The 15,726-nt window shown below is 42.8% G+C and carries 14 protein-coding genes; 4 read left to right on the top strand and 10 right to left on the bottom strand.

The window, feature by feature from the left end; genetic code table 11:
* Positions 1-183: 183 nt before the first annotated feature.
* The 10 genes from ACSSVW_RS03295 to ACSSVW_RS03250 form a co-directional block, all read right to left on the bottom strand.
* Positions 184-729, bottom strand: a complete 546-nt coding sequence (locus tag ACSSVW_RS03295; RefSeq protein ID WP_421419737.1) for a DUF7010 family protein — start codon at positions 727-729, stop codon at positions 184-186.
* 513 nt (positions 730-1,242) lie between these two features.
* Positions 1,243-3,090, bottom strand: a complete 1,848-nt coding sequence (locus ACSSVW_RS03290) for a protein kinase domain-containing protein (protein ID WP_075593577.1) — start codon at positions 3,088-3,090, stop codon at positions 1,243-1,245.
* 32 nt (positions 3,091-3,122) lie between these two features.
* A complete protein-coding gene (locus tag ACSSVW_RS03285; protein WP_454178845.1) occupies positions 3,123-3,611 on the bottom strand; it encodes a hypothetical protein in 489 nt (162 codons plus the stop codon).
* A gap of 95 nt (positions 3,612-3,706) precedes the next feature.
* A complete protein-coding gene (locus tag ACSSVW_RS03280; RefSeq protein WP_065979917.1) occupies positions 3,707-4,468 on the bottom strand; it encodes an SDR family oxidoreductase in 762 nt (253 codons plus the stop codon).
* Positions 4,469-4,477: 9 nt separating this feature from the next.
* A complete protein-coding gene (gene mmsB / locus ACSSVW_RS03275; RefSeq protein WP_036968440.1) occupies positions 4,478-5,368 on the bottom strand; it encodes a 3-hydroxyisobutyrate dehydrogenase in 891 nt (296 codons plus the stop codon).
* A gap of 5 nt (positions 5,369-5,373) precedes the next feature.
* Positions 5,374-6,516 (bottom strand): enoyl-CoA hydratase/isomerase family protein, encoded by a 1,143-nt coding sequence (locus ACSSVW_RS03270; RefSeq protein ID WP_454178844.1) that lies wholly within the window; start codon positions 6,514-6,516, stop codon positions 5,374-5,376.
* Positions 6,516-7,295 carry an enoyl-CoA hydratase gene (locus tag ACSSVW_RS03265; protein ID WP_454178843.1) on the bottom strand — a complete coding sequence of 260 codons (780 nt, stop codon included), beginning with the start codon at positions 7,293-7,295 and terminating at the stop codon, positions 6,516-6,518. The genes ACSSVW_RS03270 and ACSSVW_RS03265 overlap by 1 nt, the downstream gene beginning before the upstream one ends.
* Before the next feature lie 10 nt (positions 7,296-7,305).
* A complete protein-coding gene (locus tag ACSSVW_RS03260; protein WP_036968447.1) occupies positions 7,306-8,463 on the bottom strand; it encodes an acyl-CoA dehydrogenase family protein in 1,158 nt (385 codons plus the stop codon).
* A gap of 99 nt (positions 8,464-8,562) precedes the next feature.
* Positions 8,563-10,053 (bottom strand): CoA-acylating methylmalonate-semialdehyde dehydrogenase, encoded by a 1,491-nt coding sequence (locus ACSSVW_RS03255; protein WP_065979912.1) that lies wholly within the window; start codon positions 10,051-10,053, stop codon positions 8,563-8,565.
* Between the two features lie 85 nt (positions 10,054-10,138).
* A complete protein-coding gene (locus ACSSVW_RS03250) occupies positions 10,139-11,320 on the bottom strand; it encodes a thiolase family protein (protein WP_036968453.1) in 1,182 nt (393 codons plus the stop codon).
* 341 nt (positions 11,321-11,661) lie between these two features.
* Between ACSSVW_RS03250 and ACSSVW_RS03245 the strand changes: the two genes are divergently transcribed.
* The 4 genes from ACSSVW_RS03245 to ACSSVW_RS03230 are packed head-to-tail and all read left to right on the top strand — an operon-like array spanning position 11,662 to position 15,722.
* Positions 11,662-12,096: a MerR family transcriptional regulator gene (locus ACSSVW_RS03245; RefSeq protein ID WP_036968456.1), complete on the top strand. Its 435-nt coding sequence runs from the start codon at positions 11,662-11,664 to the stop codon at positions 12,094-12,096.
* 50 nt (positions 12,097-12,146) lie between these two features.
* Positions 12,147-13,322: an isovaleryl-CoA dehydrogenase gene (locus ACSSVW_RS03240; RefSeq protein ID WP_036968459.1), complete on the top strand. Its 1,176-nt coding sequence runs from the start codon at positions 12,147-12,149 to the stop codon at positions 13,320-13,322.
* 11 nt (positions 13,323-13,333) lie between these two features.
* Positions 13,334-14,941 (top strand): carboxyl transferase domain-containing protein, encoded by a 1,608-nt coding sequence (locus ACSSVW_RS03235; protein WP_036968463.1) that lies wholly within the window; start codon positions 13,334-13,336, stop codon positions 14,939-14,941.
* Between the two features lie 10 nt (positions 14,942-14,951).
* Complete coding sequence (locus ACSSVW_RS03230; RefSeq protein WP_454178842.1) at positions 14,952-15,722, top strand: enoyl-CoA hydratase/isomerase family protein; 771 nt, start codon at positions 14,952-14,954, stop codon at positions 15,720-15,722.
* The last annotated feature ends 4 nt before the right edge of the window (positions 15,723-15,726 follow it).

Raw genomic sequence — 15,726 nt, 5'->3', positions numbered from 1 at the left:
AATTTTCTCTTCCTTGTAAAATGAGTTTTATCTCTGTGGCATGAACGACAACCGATTTAACTATAAACAGCGTTTTAATAAGGGTTCAGAGCGTAAACGCTATTTCTAGGTAAAGTTCTTCCATGTTTCTCCAATTCTCCAATCTGTATACCTGCCAGTTAAAATTCACACTAGCAAGGCGTGTTATGTTATTTTTAGATGCAAATTTTTTGATTGATTTAAAATTACGACCGCAAACACGATTTCTAATGCAGCCCCAATAAATGCACCAATTACAAAATCACTCGCCAAATATATGCACAGCGCGCCAGATATCATAAGCAGAGCCCCTAAAATCCAATACACTTTTGTGCCATATAAAGTATTAAAAATTAAATAACGTACACCAATTATCATGAGCATAATTGGATAAAACCATTCAGGCTTTAACGTTGCTACAGCAAAGGCAATAAACAACCCAACAAATAAAATTATCGTACTTTCTAAAGCAAGTTTTCCGAGCGGATTTTTAGCATTATGTTTTCCTGAACGCTTCAGTGCTTTTGATAAAAATATAGCGATAGGATGTATAAACATCCCACCAAAAAAAAGCGCGAGCATGCTTGATTGATATGAGTATTGAAGTGCAACTATCCCCGCTAAACACCAGATAACCCCAGATGCTAAAACGCCGGTTCCGCCACCACAGTAAGAAGTATTCATATCTTTTTGTGCATCTTCAAATGTCATAATTACTCCTTACATGCCCTTTAATACCCAACCACTTTACTGCTTCATAACACATTTGATGGCTTGTTTTTTATACACCCATCTTTCTACACATAAACATCTTTGTAAACACATAATTAAAAAGCATATTTAGACTTCGTAAATCCATTTCAAAACAGTGTACTTAATATTATTGGGCACAAGCACTCACAACTGTATATAAACACAGTATCATGTAAATTACCGTGCCTGCACCTAAAACCCATCAATTAAAACTAAGCCTTAAGCCAATTTTGCTCCTTTTAAATCAGTGCATTGCACGTAAGAAAATTGTACCAATTCGCTAAATTAAGTACTCTTGAGACAATAAAACATCGTTGATACCAAAATGATGATCTATTACTGCGGATTGATATTGGTATTAGTAATGGCTAAGTGAGCGGTAAAACAACTTACGCGACGTCTTTATAAAGTGGCAGGTAAAAAAGTGAGTTCTGTATTTTGGCTTTGTTTGGCTATGTTAAGCCCAGCGCATTACAGAGCGACTCTTTTTGGATCTCGTGGGTAGAATTCATCGGGTTGTTTGGCACATAAGTCAAATTCACGGGTGTTTTTATACGGGAGTTTCATAAAACCAGCAACGCCTACATCGGTAATGCTAACAGCATATTGCATCAACTTACTCAATAAGCGTTTAAATTCAGGCTCTTTACTGGCATCAAGCAAACGATAGTAATGATGTATTTTCATCCTATCAGGTAAGGCTTCAAAAATGATACAGCCTGTGTGATGTATTTGGTTTAGCTCAAATACGCATTTAATCACTTTTTTAGGCAGTTGTAGTTGCTCATCGGGGTCTTTGCCGTCTTCAAAGTACGAGTGTGGTCGCGTTACATCAGAGGCCTGTACATCCATCACTTCGTAATCAAGTTCTGGTAAATGTTCAAACTTAAAGGCCCCTGTGCCGTCACGTTCTAATTGAATAGTTTTACGCGCATCGAATAAGCAACACTTAAACAGGCCTTTTTGTTCAATACCTTGAGCAAGCATCACGGTATTATTTATAGCGTCTGTAAAGGCAGTGCCTAAGCTTTCGTCATGCAAAATTAAGGATGACTCAACAAACACAGAGTTTTCTTTCCAGTGAAAACTTAAGCCCCCTACTACCGGGTATTTAGCTAATCGACTGATTGCCGCCAAAAATGCTTTTTCGGTATCGCCGGTATCAAATAAGAACTCTTTATAGTATCTATCAAGCTGTGCATCATTTACATCGAGCAGTTGTTGATTATGATCAGCTTGGCGCAAAAACTGTTTACGCGAGCTGTATACTACGGTATCAGGGTGCTCGTCTATGTCGCTAAACCAGTAAGGAATATAGGGGCGTATCACCTCACGCGGCAGCTCTGGTAAATATGCTTTAGCCATGGTTGGCATATTACGCATAAAGTAATCGCCCGCACCATCTCGCGTTGCTTTATCTTTTGAAAGCATGCCATCAATTACCCGTGCAAGCTCAATGGGTAAGTTAAGACTGGTGGCAGGAATAACTTTAGCGCCAAAGCGACATGATTGCGCAGATGCTAATGCATACAAGGTTGATGCAACGCCTTGCTCGTCAAACCGTGGCGATGATTGACCGCCCGACATCTGCTCATCACCAATAAAATACACATCGCCCATACGTGCGTTGGTGGTGCTTATATCTGCCGACATTAAATCCATAAAATTGCTGGCAACCGGATTCCCTTCACTGTCGATTTGGGCATACACAGAACTGCCCCAATCAACCAAAGATAATTTATTACTTTGTTCGTCATACACGATATTAGAAGGCTTAATATCACCATGCACAATGGGTTGTGGGCTAATGCCATTTTTGTGCTCACGCAAATCAACCAGTACATTCCTGAGCTTAAGCGCGAGCGACATAATTTTTGCTGCACTAAAACGCCCTTGCTTGATGGATATTTTTTCTAAATCTTCGCCAAGGGCGCGCTCCATCATTAAGATGCCTTGCTTTTTTATTCTTTCAAAGGCGTAAAACTTCGGCACCAAGGGGTTATTTACTTGAGAAAGCATGTAAGCTTCGTCTTCTAGGCGGTCGCGAACGCTTTGTGCCAGTGTTATCCGCGAAAACTTAAATACCCATGGCACGCCTTCATCATCAATCCCCGCAAAAACAAAACCAAATGCCCCTGAACCAATTAGCTCAACCTGCGTGTAACCAAGCAAGGTTAATTGCTTAATACATATGTTGAGCCATCGACGGTGCTTTTTTGCATCATGGTGAGACAGTAAGTATACAGACTGCTCTTCGTTGATATAAAAATTGCGGATTTGTTTGGGATTCACTGCATCTCTCAAAATAAAAAACGGCATTGTTAGCCGTTTAATTATTGAATGTTGGTAAGTTAATTACAAGGATTTTGCTCTTCAATGGTCCAACCATGTTGTTTAAAAAACAGTTCTGAAACAGTTAAAATGATGCCTGCCAGAATAATTAACTCCATCACACTTATTACGTCGCTCATAAACATCCAGCCTAGAGCAAAAAATGCCATAAGTTGAATCGCTTTAAAATACCATGCAACTTTTCGTATTGTACCGTACTTAAGCTGATAGCTTTGCTCTAAAACGCCATCACACATTAATGAAATGACTGCGGTGGATTTTCTAAAGGGCTTTACGATTAAATCTAGCTTGCAGGCTTTACCATCAATATCAAATTCATGGCAAGAGGAAGTTTTAAAACTACGGGCTTCTTTTATTAATTCACCATCGACTTTTAAGGTCTCTTTACCGGTATAGGCTGACCCCCAATATTCAATAACATGCTTGCCTAACGTAAATTGTGCTGTTATTCCCTTCATCAGTGAAGCTTTAACGTTCTCTGTTGTCATTGTAATTTCCTTATTAATCAGAAACTCACCCTAATCTAAAAACAAAAAAACGGCAAGCTAAGCTTACCGTTTTGGTATTCAATGGGTAATTGAAATTAAAGTCGAATACCGCCGTCTATTTCAACAACACGGCCTGTAAAGAAATCGTTTTCAACAATGTACTGTGCCGTTTGTGCAATTTCTTCTGCTTCACCAAAGCGACCCACAGGGGTTACAGCCATCATGCGCTGCTTTGCCTCTGGCTTCATTGCATCGGTCATTGCGGTGCGAATAACACCCGGTGCAATTGCACCCACACGAATTCCAAAGCGGCCTAGTTCTTTTGCCCAACCAGTTGTCATCGCAACAACACCTGCTTTAGAAGCAGCATAGTTTGTTTGGCCAATATTACCTGCTCGTGCAACGCTCGACATATTAACGATAACGCCACCTTTACCAGACTCAATCATGTGACTTGCTGCTTCACGTCCGGCTAAAAACACGCCCGTCAGGTTCACATCAATAACAGACTGAAATTGGGCAAGCGACATCTTATCAACCACTTTGCCTTCTTTCGCTTTGATAAACATACCATCACGTAAAATACCCGCATTGTTGATAAGCACACCAATATGACCAAAGTCATTATTAATCGTGTTGAATGTTGTAACGACTGCATCTTCATCAGTCACATTTGCAACATAGGCTTGTACTTTTGTGCCGTATTTAGCCAAGGCAGATACCGCAGTATCGAGGATGTCTTGTTGCATATCAATCAGCGCAATATTTGCGCCAAGCGATGCAAACTTTTCGGCCATCGCAAAGCCTAAACCTTGCGCACCACCAGTAATAACGATGTTGTTGTTTTTAATTTCCACAACACACTCCTACTTCGAGAATAATTTAAAAATGGCACTAAAATCATCACTGCCTGCACCTTGGTGTTGCAGCATGGTGTATAAATTTTTAGCCATTGACCCCATTGGGGTTGATGAATTACTTTGCTGGGCTGCTTCCATAGCAAGACCTAAATCTTTTGCCATTAAATCAACCATAAAGCCCGGTTTATAATCATTACTAGCCGGTGCGGTTTCCATCACACCTGGGCACGGGTTATAAAGCTCTAAGGTCCAGTTACGGCCTGAGCTGGCGGTCATAATGTCACTCAATACTTTGGGGTCTAAGCCATTATTAATGCCCATTTGCAGAGCTTCACTTGTCCCTGCCATCAAAATACTAAGCAGCATGTTGTTACATATTTTAGCCACTTGGCCTGCGCCAATATCACCCGCATGGAAAATATTTTTGCCCATATCAACCAATGCAAGCTTGGCTTTTTCAAAGTGACGATGCTCACCACCGACAATAAAGGTCAGCGTACCCGCGGTTGCACCTGCAACACCACCTGATACCGGCGCATCAACAAAATCAATGCCTTTTTGTGCCAGTTCGCTGCCTACTTGACGAGCTGATTCAGCATCAATGGTTGAGCAATCAATAACCAGTGTTTTACTGTCTAGTAAATTAATTAAGCCCGTTTCGCCAAGATAAAGCGACTTAACATGCTTGCTTGCTGGTAGCATACTAATAAAAATATCGGCGCCAATAGCACATTCAGCAGCATCGCTTGCGGCCATTGCGCCTTTTGCTTCAAGTTCGCTGACCGCCGCTTTATTTAAATCAAATACGCGTACTGTGTGGCCGGCATTAACTAGGTTAGCCGCCATTGGGCCACCCATGTTGCCTAAACCAATAAAACCTATTGTTAATTTAGCCATCTGTATTACCCCTTGGTTAACACATTGAGTGGGTGAGTTTGCTCATCCCAGCGTGATGTAAAAAAGCTTTCTAGTAAATCAGGTTCAATGTCTGATAGTGACTTAAATTGCCAATTAGGTGCGCCATCTTTATCAATTAATAAAGCACGCACACCCTCTTGAAATTCACCTACTTCACCGCATCGTACCGACATACCAAGCTCCATTTTAAAACACTCGGCAAGTGTTTTGCCTTTCGATGCAGCAAGTTGACGCTCTACCAATGCACAACTCAGCGGGCAACCATGTGCCAACGATTTTTGAGCACGTGACAGCCATTTATCTTCTGTGTCGATTGCTTGTATATAGTCAATTTTGTCTTCTAGGGTTTCAAACTCAGCAAGCTTTTGAATAGCTGCTAGGTTAGCTTTCACATTCCCCTTTGGTACTCGACCTGAAATGTTATCAATAGAGACTAAAATTTGAGTCAGCTTTTCATGGTTTAATGAGGCTGTTTTACCCCATTTTTCAGCAGTGATAGCAGAAAAAATGGCATCAAATTTATCGGCCGTTGCATAATGATCGGCTAAGTTTACAAATAATGCATCTTCAGCATTAATAGAGGCCGCGGTTAAACCTAAAAATAGGCCTACTTGATCTGGCATTTTATGTAAAAAATAACTGCCGCCAACATCTGGGTATAAGCCAATTGTGAGTTCAGGCATCGCGATTCGAGAAGTGTCAGTTACGACTCGATGACTTGCCCCCGCCATTAAGCCAAGGCCCCCGCCCATCACAATACCGTTACCCCATAACATAATGGGTTTTTCGTAGCAGTGTATTAGGTAATCAAGCTTGTACTCTAACGTGAAGAAATCTTCAATGTAGCTGGCAGGCTCACCTGTGCTCATCGCTTTGTGTAAACTCACCACATCGCCACCGGCACAAAACGCTTTTTCACCTGCACCTTTTAAAATAACCATCGCTACTGAGTCATCGTCAGCCCACTTTCTAAGCTGTGGCTCAAGTAACTGGATCATGTCGTAATTTAATGCATTTAACGACTTTGGCGCGTTAAGTGTTGCAATTGCAATGAGGCCGCTGGCGGCCTCTGCAGTTTCGAACACCACTGGCGCATCTTGATGATTTAGTAGTGTTAAATTACTCATTAGCCGTTTACCCAGTTTGCTTTACGCTTTTCTAAGAATGCGTTCACACCTTCGCGTTGGTCTTTGCTGTCGAAAAGTTGAACAAACAGTTCACGCTCAAGCGGTAATGCATGAGCCATAGGCTGAGTACGGCCTTTTTGAATGAGTTCTTTACACGCAGTAACAGCAACAGGACTCTGTTCAGCTACTTGATTAGCCAGCCCCATTGCTGCATTTAAACTTTCGCCTTGTGCAACAACTTCTTCAACAAGTCCAATTTCAAGTGCTTTGTCGGCTTTTAAACGCTCACCACATAAGATCATGCGTTTTGCCCAACCTTCGCCCACTAACCACGCAAGATTTTGCGTCCCGCCAGCACAAGGCAGTAAGCCTACTTTTGCTTCAGGTAGCGCCATTTGTGCTTGTTGCTCTGCAATACGAATATCGCACGCAAGGGCAACTTCAAGACCGCCGCCCATGGCATAGCCATTTATTGCAGCAATTGAAACACCACGGAAGTTTGTTAATGCTTCAAATGCATCACCAAATACTTTTGACATGGTTGCCGCAACGCCTTTATCGCCACTTGCAAATACATTTAAATCGGCACCGGCACTAAAAAACTTCTCGCCTTGACCTGTGATAACCAATGCATATACGTTTTTATTGGCATTTAACTCTGTCACCGTGTCTTTTAAGGCGGTAAGTGTATCGTGTGTCCAGGTATTCGCAGGCGGGTTATTCATTGTTAACACCGCTACGTTGCCTTCAATAACAAGATCGATAGATGGATTAGACATAGTACGCTCCTTATAGAATGTCGTTAGCTGATTCAGCTAAAATACGGCGCGCAATAATCACACGCATAATTTCGTTTGTACCTTCAAGTATTTGATGTACTCGCACATCTCTAAAGTGACGCTCTAGTGGGTATTCTTTGATATAGCCATAGCCACCGTGAATTTGCAGTGCATCATCACATACTTTAAAGCCAACATCAGTGGCAAAGCGTTTTGCCATTGCACAGTAAGTGGTTTTTTCGCTGTCGCCCGTATCCAGTTTAAACGCCGCTAAACGTACCATTTGACGCGCAGCTACAAGCTCCGTGTTCATGTCAGCAATTTTAAATTGCAACGCTTGGAAAGCGGCTAAAGGCTTGCCAAATTGCTCACGCTCTTTTAAATACTCGCGCGCTGTATTAAGTGCAGCTTGCGCCGTACCTAACGAACACGTTGCAATATTAATACGACCGCCATCTAGGCCTTGCATCGCAAATTTAAAACCTTCGCCTTCTTGACCCAGTAAGTTTGCAGCAGGAATACGCACGTCTTCAAAGCTAATTAAGCGTGTTGGTTGTGCATTCCAGCCCATTTTTTCTTCGGCTTTACCATACTCAACGCCGGCTGCATCTGCAGGAACCACAAATGCCGAGATACCTGCAGCACCTTCACCACCGGTGCGTGCCATAACCACTAATAAGTCAGTTTCACCCGCTCCAGAGATAAACATCTTAGAGCCTGAAATCACATACTCGTCGCCTTCTTTAACGGCTTTTGTTTTAAGTGATGCAGCATCAGAACCTGAACCCGGCTCGGTTAAGCAATACGAGGCAAGTAATTCACCCATGACAAGTTGTTCGCAGTATTTTTCTTTTACTGCATCGGTACCGAAGCTTGCTACCATCCAGGTTGCCATATTATGAATCGTTAGCATGGCCGTGGTTGCTGTACAACCCATCGCAAGCTGTTCAAAAATAATGCTTGAATCTAGGCGAGATAACCCTAAACCACCCGCTTCTTCTGGCGTGTATAAACCACAAAAACCAAGCTGACCCGCTGCCTTTATGGTGTCTTTTGGAAAAATGTGTTCTTGATCCCATTTAGCGGCGTAAGGTGCCAGTTCAGACTCTGCAAACTGACGGGCTGTTTCAGCAAAGGCTTGCTGATCTTCGGTTAAATTAAAGTCCATAGTAGACCTCTTAAATTGTTGTCTTATTCTTTGTATAAATCGGTGTTTAAAGAGCGAGGACAGCCTCGCTCATTCCTTATAAAGCGCGTTTACCGCCGCTTATTTAAGGTTAATACTCATGTTTGGACCCGAGGCAATATCGTCCTCAAACCAACGAGACGTAATGGTTTTAGTTTCAGTGTAAAAACGAATACCTTGTTTGCCATACGTGTGTTGATCACCATAGAAAGAGCCTTTCCAACCAGTGAATGAGAAAAACGGCAGTGGCACCGGAATTGGCACGTTAATGCCTACTTGGCCTACTTCGATTTCGTGTTGGAATTTACGCGCGGCTGCACCGCTTGAGGTAAATAATGACGTACCATTACCGTATGGTGAGTTATTAATTAGCGCGATTGCTTCTTCAAGCGTATCAACAAACATACACGCCAGTACTGGACCAAAGATTTCTTCTTTGTATAAATCCATCTCGGTTGTAACATCAGTGAATAACGTTGGACCAACCCAGTTACCTTGCTCATACCCTTCAACAGTAAAGTCTGAGCCATCAATTAAACAGGTTGCACCTTGTGCTTTACCGCCAGCAATAAGCGATAAAATACGGTCTTTTGCCGCTTTTGATGTTTGCGGACCATATGCTGCATTCGCATCATCCCACACACCTGGGCGCACGTTTTCAAAACCCGCTTTAATTTCATCAACCCAGTCTTTCGCTTGACCAACAAAAACAGCAACCGAAATACCCATACAACGCTGACCCGCAGCACCAACCGAAGCACCTACTAGGTTGTTTACAACATGTGATTTACTCGCATCAGGCATGATAACCATGTGGTTTTTGGCGCCAACACAAGCTTGAACACGTTTAAGATTCGCAGTGCCTTTTGAGTAAATATACTCACCGACACCACACGAACCCACAAATGAAATTGCACGTACAGCAGGGTCTTCTAGTAAGCGGTCTACTTGTGGTTTAGTACCATGAACAACTTGTAAAACACCTTTAGGGGCACCCGCCTCAACAAACAGTTCGGCTAAACGCATTGGTGTAAGTGGGTCTTGCTCTGATGGCTTAAGAATAAACGTGTTACCACACACAATAGCCAGTGGGAACATCCACAGTGGGATCATCGCTGGAAAGTTAAACGGCGTAATACCAGCACACACACCAAGCGGTTGCATATACGAGTATGTATCGATTTTACGCGCCACGTTTTCCATGGTTTCGCCCATCATTAACGAAGGCGCATTTGCGGCTTGTTCAACAACTTCGATACCACGCCATACATCACCTTTCGCATCTTCGAATGTTTTGCCCAGTTCATGACAAATAATCGTTGCTAGCTCATCGTGATTTTCTTTTAATAACGCGGCATATTTCATCATAATGCGCGCACGTTCAGAAATAGGCACTTCTTTCCACGTTTTAAACGTTTCTTTAGCCGAAGCAATTGCGGCATCCATTTCGGCATCTGTTGCACAAGGCACTTGTGCTAAAACTTCTTGGTTTGCAGGATTAATAACATCAATAAGCTGCGTTGAACTTGATTGGGTAAATTCGCCGTTGATAAATAAAGGTACTTGGTGCATGAGGCACTCCTCCCCAGTGGGTATTAAGAGGCCGCAACATGATAGTTTTTAAAATACGTTGCGGCTGTGAGAGACTAAAAAATGCTTAAATAGCTTCGACTGCCATCGCAACCGCTTCACCACCACCAATACACAGTGAGGCAACGCCTTTGCTTAGACCACGATTCTTTAATGCATGAATTAGGGTGACTAAAATACGTGCGCCGCTGGCACCAATTGGGTGACCCAATGCACATGCACCGCCGTTAACATTCACTTTGCTTTCGTCGAGTTTAAGCTCGTTGATTGCAAGCATAGTTACCATGGCAAATGCTTCATTAATTTCCCAAAGGTCAACATCTTCTACAGACCAACCTGCTTTATCTAGTAAAGACTTCATTGCACCAACAGGTGCTAATGTAAACTCGCTAGGGGCTTGTGAATGTGTGCTGTGTGCAACAATGCGACAAAGCGGTGTTAAACCTTGTGCGTGTGCGTCAGACTCACGCATTAATACAAGAGCAGCAGCACCATCAGAAATTGACGACGAGTTAGCCGCCGTAATAGTGCCATCTTTTTTGAATGCAGGACGTAAGCCTGGGATCTTATCTGGGCGAGCATTACCTGGTTGCTCATCAATAGAAACCGTTACATCGCCTTTACGCGTTGAAATAGTGTGTGCAGCAACTTCGCTCTCAAACGCACCTGATTCAATGGCGGCATTGGCTTTGGTTAACGAGCTTAATGCAAAGTTATCCATTTGTTCACGGCCAATTGAGTATTGATCAGCGGTGTCTTGTGCGAAACAGCCCATTGCTTTGTTGTCATAGGCATCTTCGAGGCCATCACACATCATGTGGTCTTTCACTTCACCGTGACCCATACGCATACCACCACGTGCATTAGGTAGCATGTAAGGCGCATTACTCATGCTTTCCATACCACCAGCAACAGCAACATTAATAGAGCCAGACTTAATTAGATCATGCGCGAACATCGCCGCTTTTAAACCTGAGCCACATACTTTATTGATAGTCGTTGCACCGGTGCCTTGATTTAGGCCCGCTTTTAACATTGCTTGACGCGCTGGTGCTTGACCTAAACCTGCCGGTAATACACAGCCCATAATCACTTCGTCGATTTTATCCGCAGATAATCCCGCGTGCTCTAAACTGCTTTTAATGGCAGTCGCCCCTAAATCAGTTGCGTGTGCGCCACTAAGTGCGCCCATAAACCCACCCATAGGTGTGCGTTTTGCGGCAACAATAACAACGGCTTCAGTAGTCATAATTGGCTCCATGTTAGTGGTTATCATCATGTGTTCAAATCATGTGTAACCAAACAGTTAATTTGTTATAGTTTAATTTCGATTTAATTCAGCATACATAATATTTACGTTTACGCCAACGTAAATCTAAAATCAACTTTTTTGCGGCCGGTAAAACTGTAAACTTATCTGTATTTTGCTGTATTAAAAATCAAACATTTCCTCAAAAAGCCATATAAATAAGGCGCTGCAATAAATTTTAAGCGCTAACCTTATAAGTCTAAAGTATAACTTCACAATGACACTTTACCTTTACGTAAACTTCACTTATATTGGTGTTATTCGAATGAGGTAAATAAATCATGAAACAAGACAATCAAACAAACTTTGAAAGTGCAGCAGTCGAGCCTGCCAGCAATGAGCAAACGTTTAGTATCAGCGAACTAGCAAAAGAATTTGATATTACAACGCGCTCTATTCGCTTCTATGAAGACCAAGGCTTGATCTCACCTGAGAGAAACGGTCAAACCCGTATTTACTCGAAACGTGACAAAGTAAGGCTAAAACTGATCCTTCGAGGTAAACGCTTAGGCTTTACACTTGCCGAAACCGGCCGTTTGTTTGAACTTTACGACGCAGATAAATCAAGCGCTAAACAGTTAGTGACTATGCTTGACCTTATTGCAGAAAAGAAAGCGGATTTAAGCCAACAAATGGACGACATTAAAGTTGTTCTTATGGAATTAGTCACCGCTGAACGTCGCTGTCGTGAAACCCTCAATAACCTAGACGAATAACCTGACACCCTTTTTATACGCGTCAACAGACTCTCACAGGAACACATATTATGAGCACTATTTCACTTTATAAAGAAATGAACTTCGGACTTGGCGAAACCGCAGACATGATCCGTGATCACGTTAATAGCTTCGCAAGCCAAGAGATTGCCCCTCTTGCTGAACAAACAGATTTAGACAACACGTTCCCAAATCAACTTTGGCCACAACTTGGCGAAATGGGTTTATTAGGAATGACGGTAGCTGAAGAATTTGGCGGTGCGGGTTTAGGCTATTTAGAACATGTTATTGCCATGGAAGAAATTAGCCGTGCAAGTGCCTCAATTGGCCTAAGTTATGGTGCTCATTCAAACTTATGTGTAAACCAAATAAACCGTAATGGAACACAAGCGCAAAAAGAAAAATACCTACCAAAGCTTATCAGCGGTGAACACATTGGTGCGCTTGCTATGAGTGAACCCAATGCAGGTTCTGACGTAGTATCAATGAAATTAAAGGCCGAGAAAAAAGGCAACGTATTTGTTCTTAACGGTAACAAAATGTGGATCACCAATGGTCCCGATGCTGACACGTTCGTTATTTATGCCAAAACCGATTTAAATGCAGGCCCTAAAGGGATCACTGCTTTCATCGTTGAGCGCAACACACCAGGATTTTCTACCGCACAAAAACTAGACAAACTGGGTATGCGCGGTTCGAATACTTGTGAACTTGTATTTGAAAACTGTGAAGTTCCAGAAGAAAACATTTTAGGTAACTTAAACGAAGGCGTAAAAGTCTTAATGAGTGGCCTTGATTACGAGCGTGTTGTGTTAGCCGCGGGTCCACTTGGTATCATGCAAGCCTGTATGGACATTGTTGTACCGTACATTCATGAACGTAAACAGTTCGATAGCCCAATTGGTCAATTCCAATTAATTCAAGGCAAAATTGCCGACATGTACACGCAAATGAATGCAGCGCGTTCATATGTTTACACGGTAGCTCGCGCATGCGATCGCGGTGAAACAACACGTAAAGATGCGGCTGGTGCCATTTTATATGCGGCAGAACTGGCAACTAAGATGGCATTAGATGCAATTCAGATCTTAGGCGGTAACGGTTATATCAACGAGTACGCGACAGGCCGTTTATTACGTGACGCTAAACTTTATGAAATTGGTGCGGGTACTTCTGAAATCCGCCGTATGCTGATTGGTCGCGAATTATTCACTGAAAGCCGATAAGGATTAAAGTTATGACGATTTTAAAATCGAGTGTTAATCCACACGATCCGCAATTTCTGCAAAATCACGATAACATGGCTGCCCTTGTAAACGACTTACGTGAAAAAGTGGCCGATATCCGATTAGGCGGTGGCCCTGCTTTAATCGAACGCCATGTTGGCCGTGGTAAGTTATTTGTACGCGATCGTATCGAAACATTATTAGATGAAGGTTCACCGTTCTTAGAGATTTCTCAATTTGCGGCGTTTGGTGTTTACGAGCAAGCGATTCCATGTGCAGGCGTTGTTGCGGGTATTGGTCGTGTTAAAGGCGTTGAATGTATGATCATCGCCAACGATGCCACTGTTAAAGGAGGGACATATTTCCCACTAACAGTGAAAAAGCATCTGCGCGCACAAGACATTGCAGAGCGTTGCCATTTACCGTGTATTTATTTAGTTGATTCGGGCGGTGCAAACCTGCCTGAACAAGACGATGTATTCCCAGATAAACTGCATTTTGGTCGCATTTTCTATAATCAAGCACGTATGTCGGGTAAAGGCATTCCGCAAATTGCGGTGGTAATGGGCTTATGTACTGCTGGCGGCGCGTATGTGCCTGCAATGGCAGATGAAAGCATTATCGTAAAAGAACAAGGCACTATTTTCTTAGCGGGTCCACCGCTTGTAAAAGCCGCAACAGGTGAAGAAGTTAGCGCTGAAGAGCTAGGCGGTGCCGATGTGCACTGTAAAACATCGGGTGTGGCCGATCACTATGCTGAAAACGATGCACATGCACTGTCTATTGCACGTCAATGTATTGAGCGAATTAATTATCAGCGCCCTACTGCACCATTACTTGAAGACGTAAAACCTCCACGTTACGACATTAATGAGATTTACGGCATTGTTGGTACTGATCTTAAAAAGCCATTTGATGTACGTGAAGTCATTGCACGAGTGGTTGATGACTCATCATTTGATGAGTTTAAACGCTACTTTGGTGAAACCTTGGTAACGGGCTTTGCGAAAATTTTTGGTCACCCTGTTGGTATCGTTGCTAACAATGGCATTTTATTTAGTGAATCAGCTCAAAAAGGTGCGCACTTTATTCAGTTGTGCGCGCAACGAAATATCCCTTTAGTCTTCTTACAAAATATCACCGGCTTTATGGTGGGTAAAAAGTACGAGGCAGAAGGTATCGCAAAACACGGTGCAAAAATGGTTACCGCGGTATCGTGTGCTGACGTACCCAAATTCACCGTGTTAATTGGTGGCTCTTATGGTGCGGGTAACTACGGTATGTGTGGCCGAGCGTTTGAACCAACAATGATGTGGATGTGGCCTAATGCCCGTATTTCGGTTATGGGTGGCGAGCAAGCAGCTGGCGTACTTGCTCAAGTGAAGCAAGACGGTTTAGCACGCAAAGGCGAAAGCATGACTGATGCGCAAATTAGCGAATTTAAAAAGCCAATTATCGAGCAATACGAAAAACAAGGTCATCCTTATTATGCCAGTGCACGACTGTGGGATGATGGCATTATCGACCCTGCCGATACACGCAATGTGTTAGGTCTTGCTTTAAGTGCTGCTAAAAACGCCCCAGAGCGTGATTCTCAGTTTGGCGTATTTAGAATGTAATGGAGGCCGTATGTCAGTAACACTACAAATAACAAAATCAAATGTGGCTGTCCTCGTTTTAAACCGCCCAGAAAAACACAATGCATTTAATGAAAACGTGATTAGCGAACTTATTCAGTGCATTGAGCACGCCAATAGCTGTGATGTACGTGCTTTGGTATTAAAAACACAAGGTAAGCATTTTTCTGCAGGCGCTGATTTAAATTGGATGAAGTCGATGGCTGGCAATGACTTTGCAGAAAACTTCGCAGATTCAAAGCAACTTGCCAAATTAATGCATGTGCTTGCAACAAGCCCTCATCCAACGCTATGTGCCGTACAAGGGGCTGCATTTGGTGGTGCTTTAGGCTTAATAGCCTGTTGTGATATTGCTATTTGCCAAGACGATGCACAATTTTGTTTAAGCGAAGTGAAGTTAGGTTTAATTCCAGCTGTGATTAGTCCGTATGTGATCAAAGCGATTGGTGAGCGTGCTGCACGCCGTTACTTTTTAACCGCAGAAATCTTTGATGCACACACAGCGAAACAATTAGGTTTAATTCATCAAGTGACCGGTGACTTACAAACAGCATTAGACAAGCACTTGCAAAGCCTTGTTAATAATGGGCCTATTGCAGTGAAAGCAGCCAAACAGCTAATCAATGATGTTGCGGGTAAAGCCATTGATGAAACACTAATCGATTTAACAGCAGAGCGTATTGCGCGTATTCGTGTATCAGACGAAGGACAAGAAGGTCTCAGCGCATTTTTTGAAAAACGCAGCCCAAATTGGCAGAAATAGGATC

It is taken from the genome of Pseudoalteromonas sp. MBR-15, from assembly GCF_053628915.1.
This window is presented reverse-complemented; position numbering and strand designations above follow the sequence as displayed.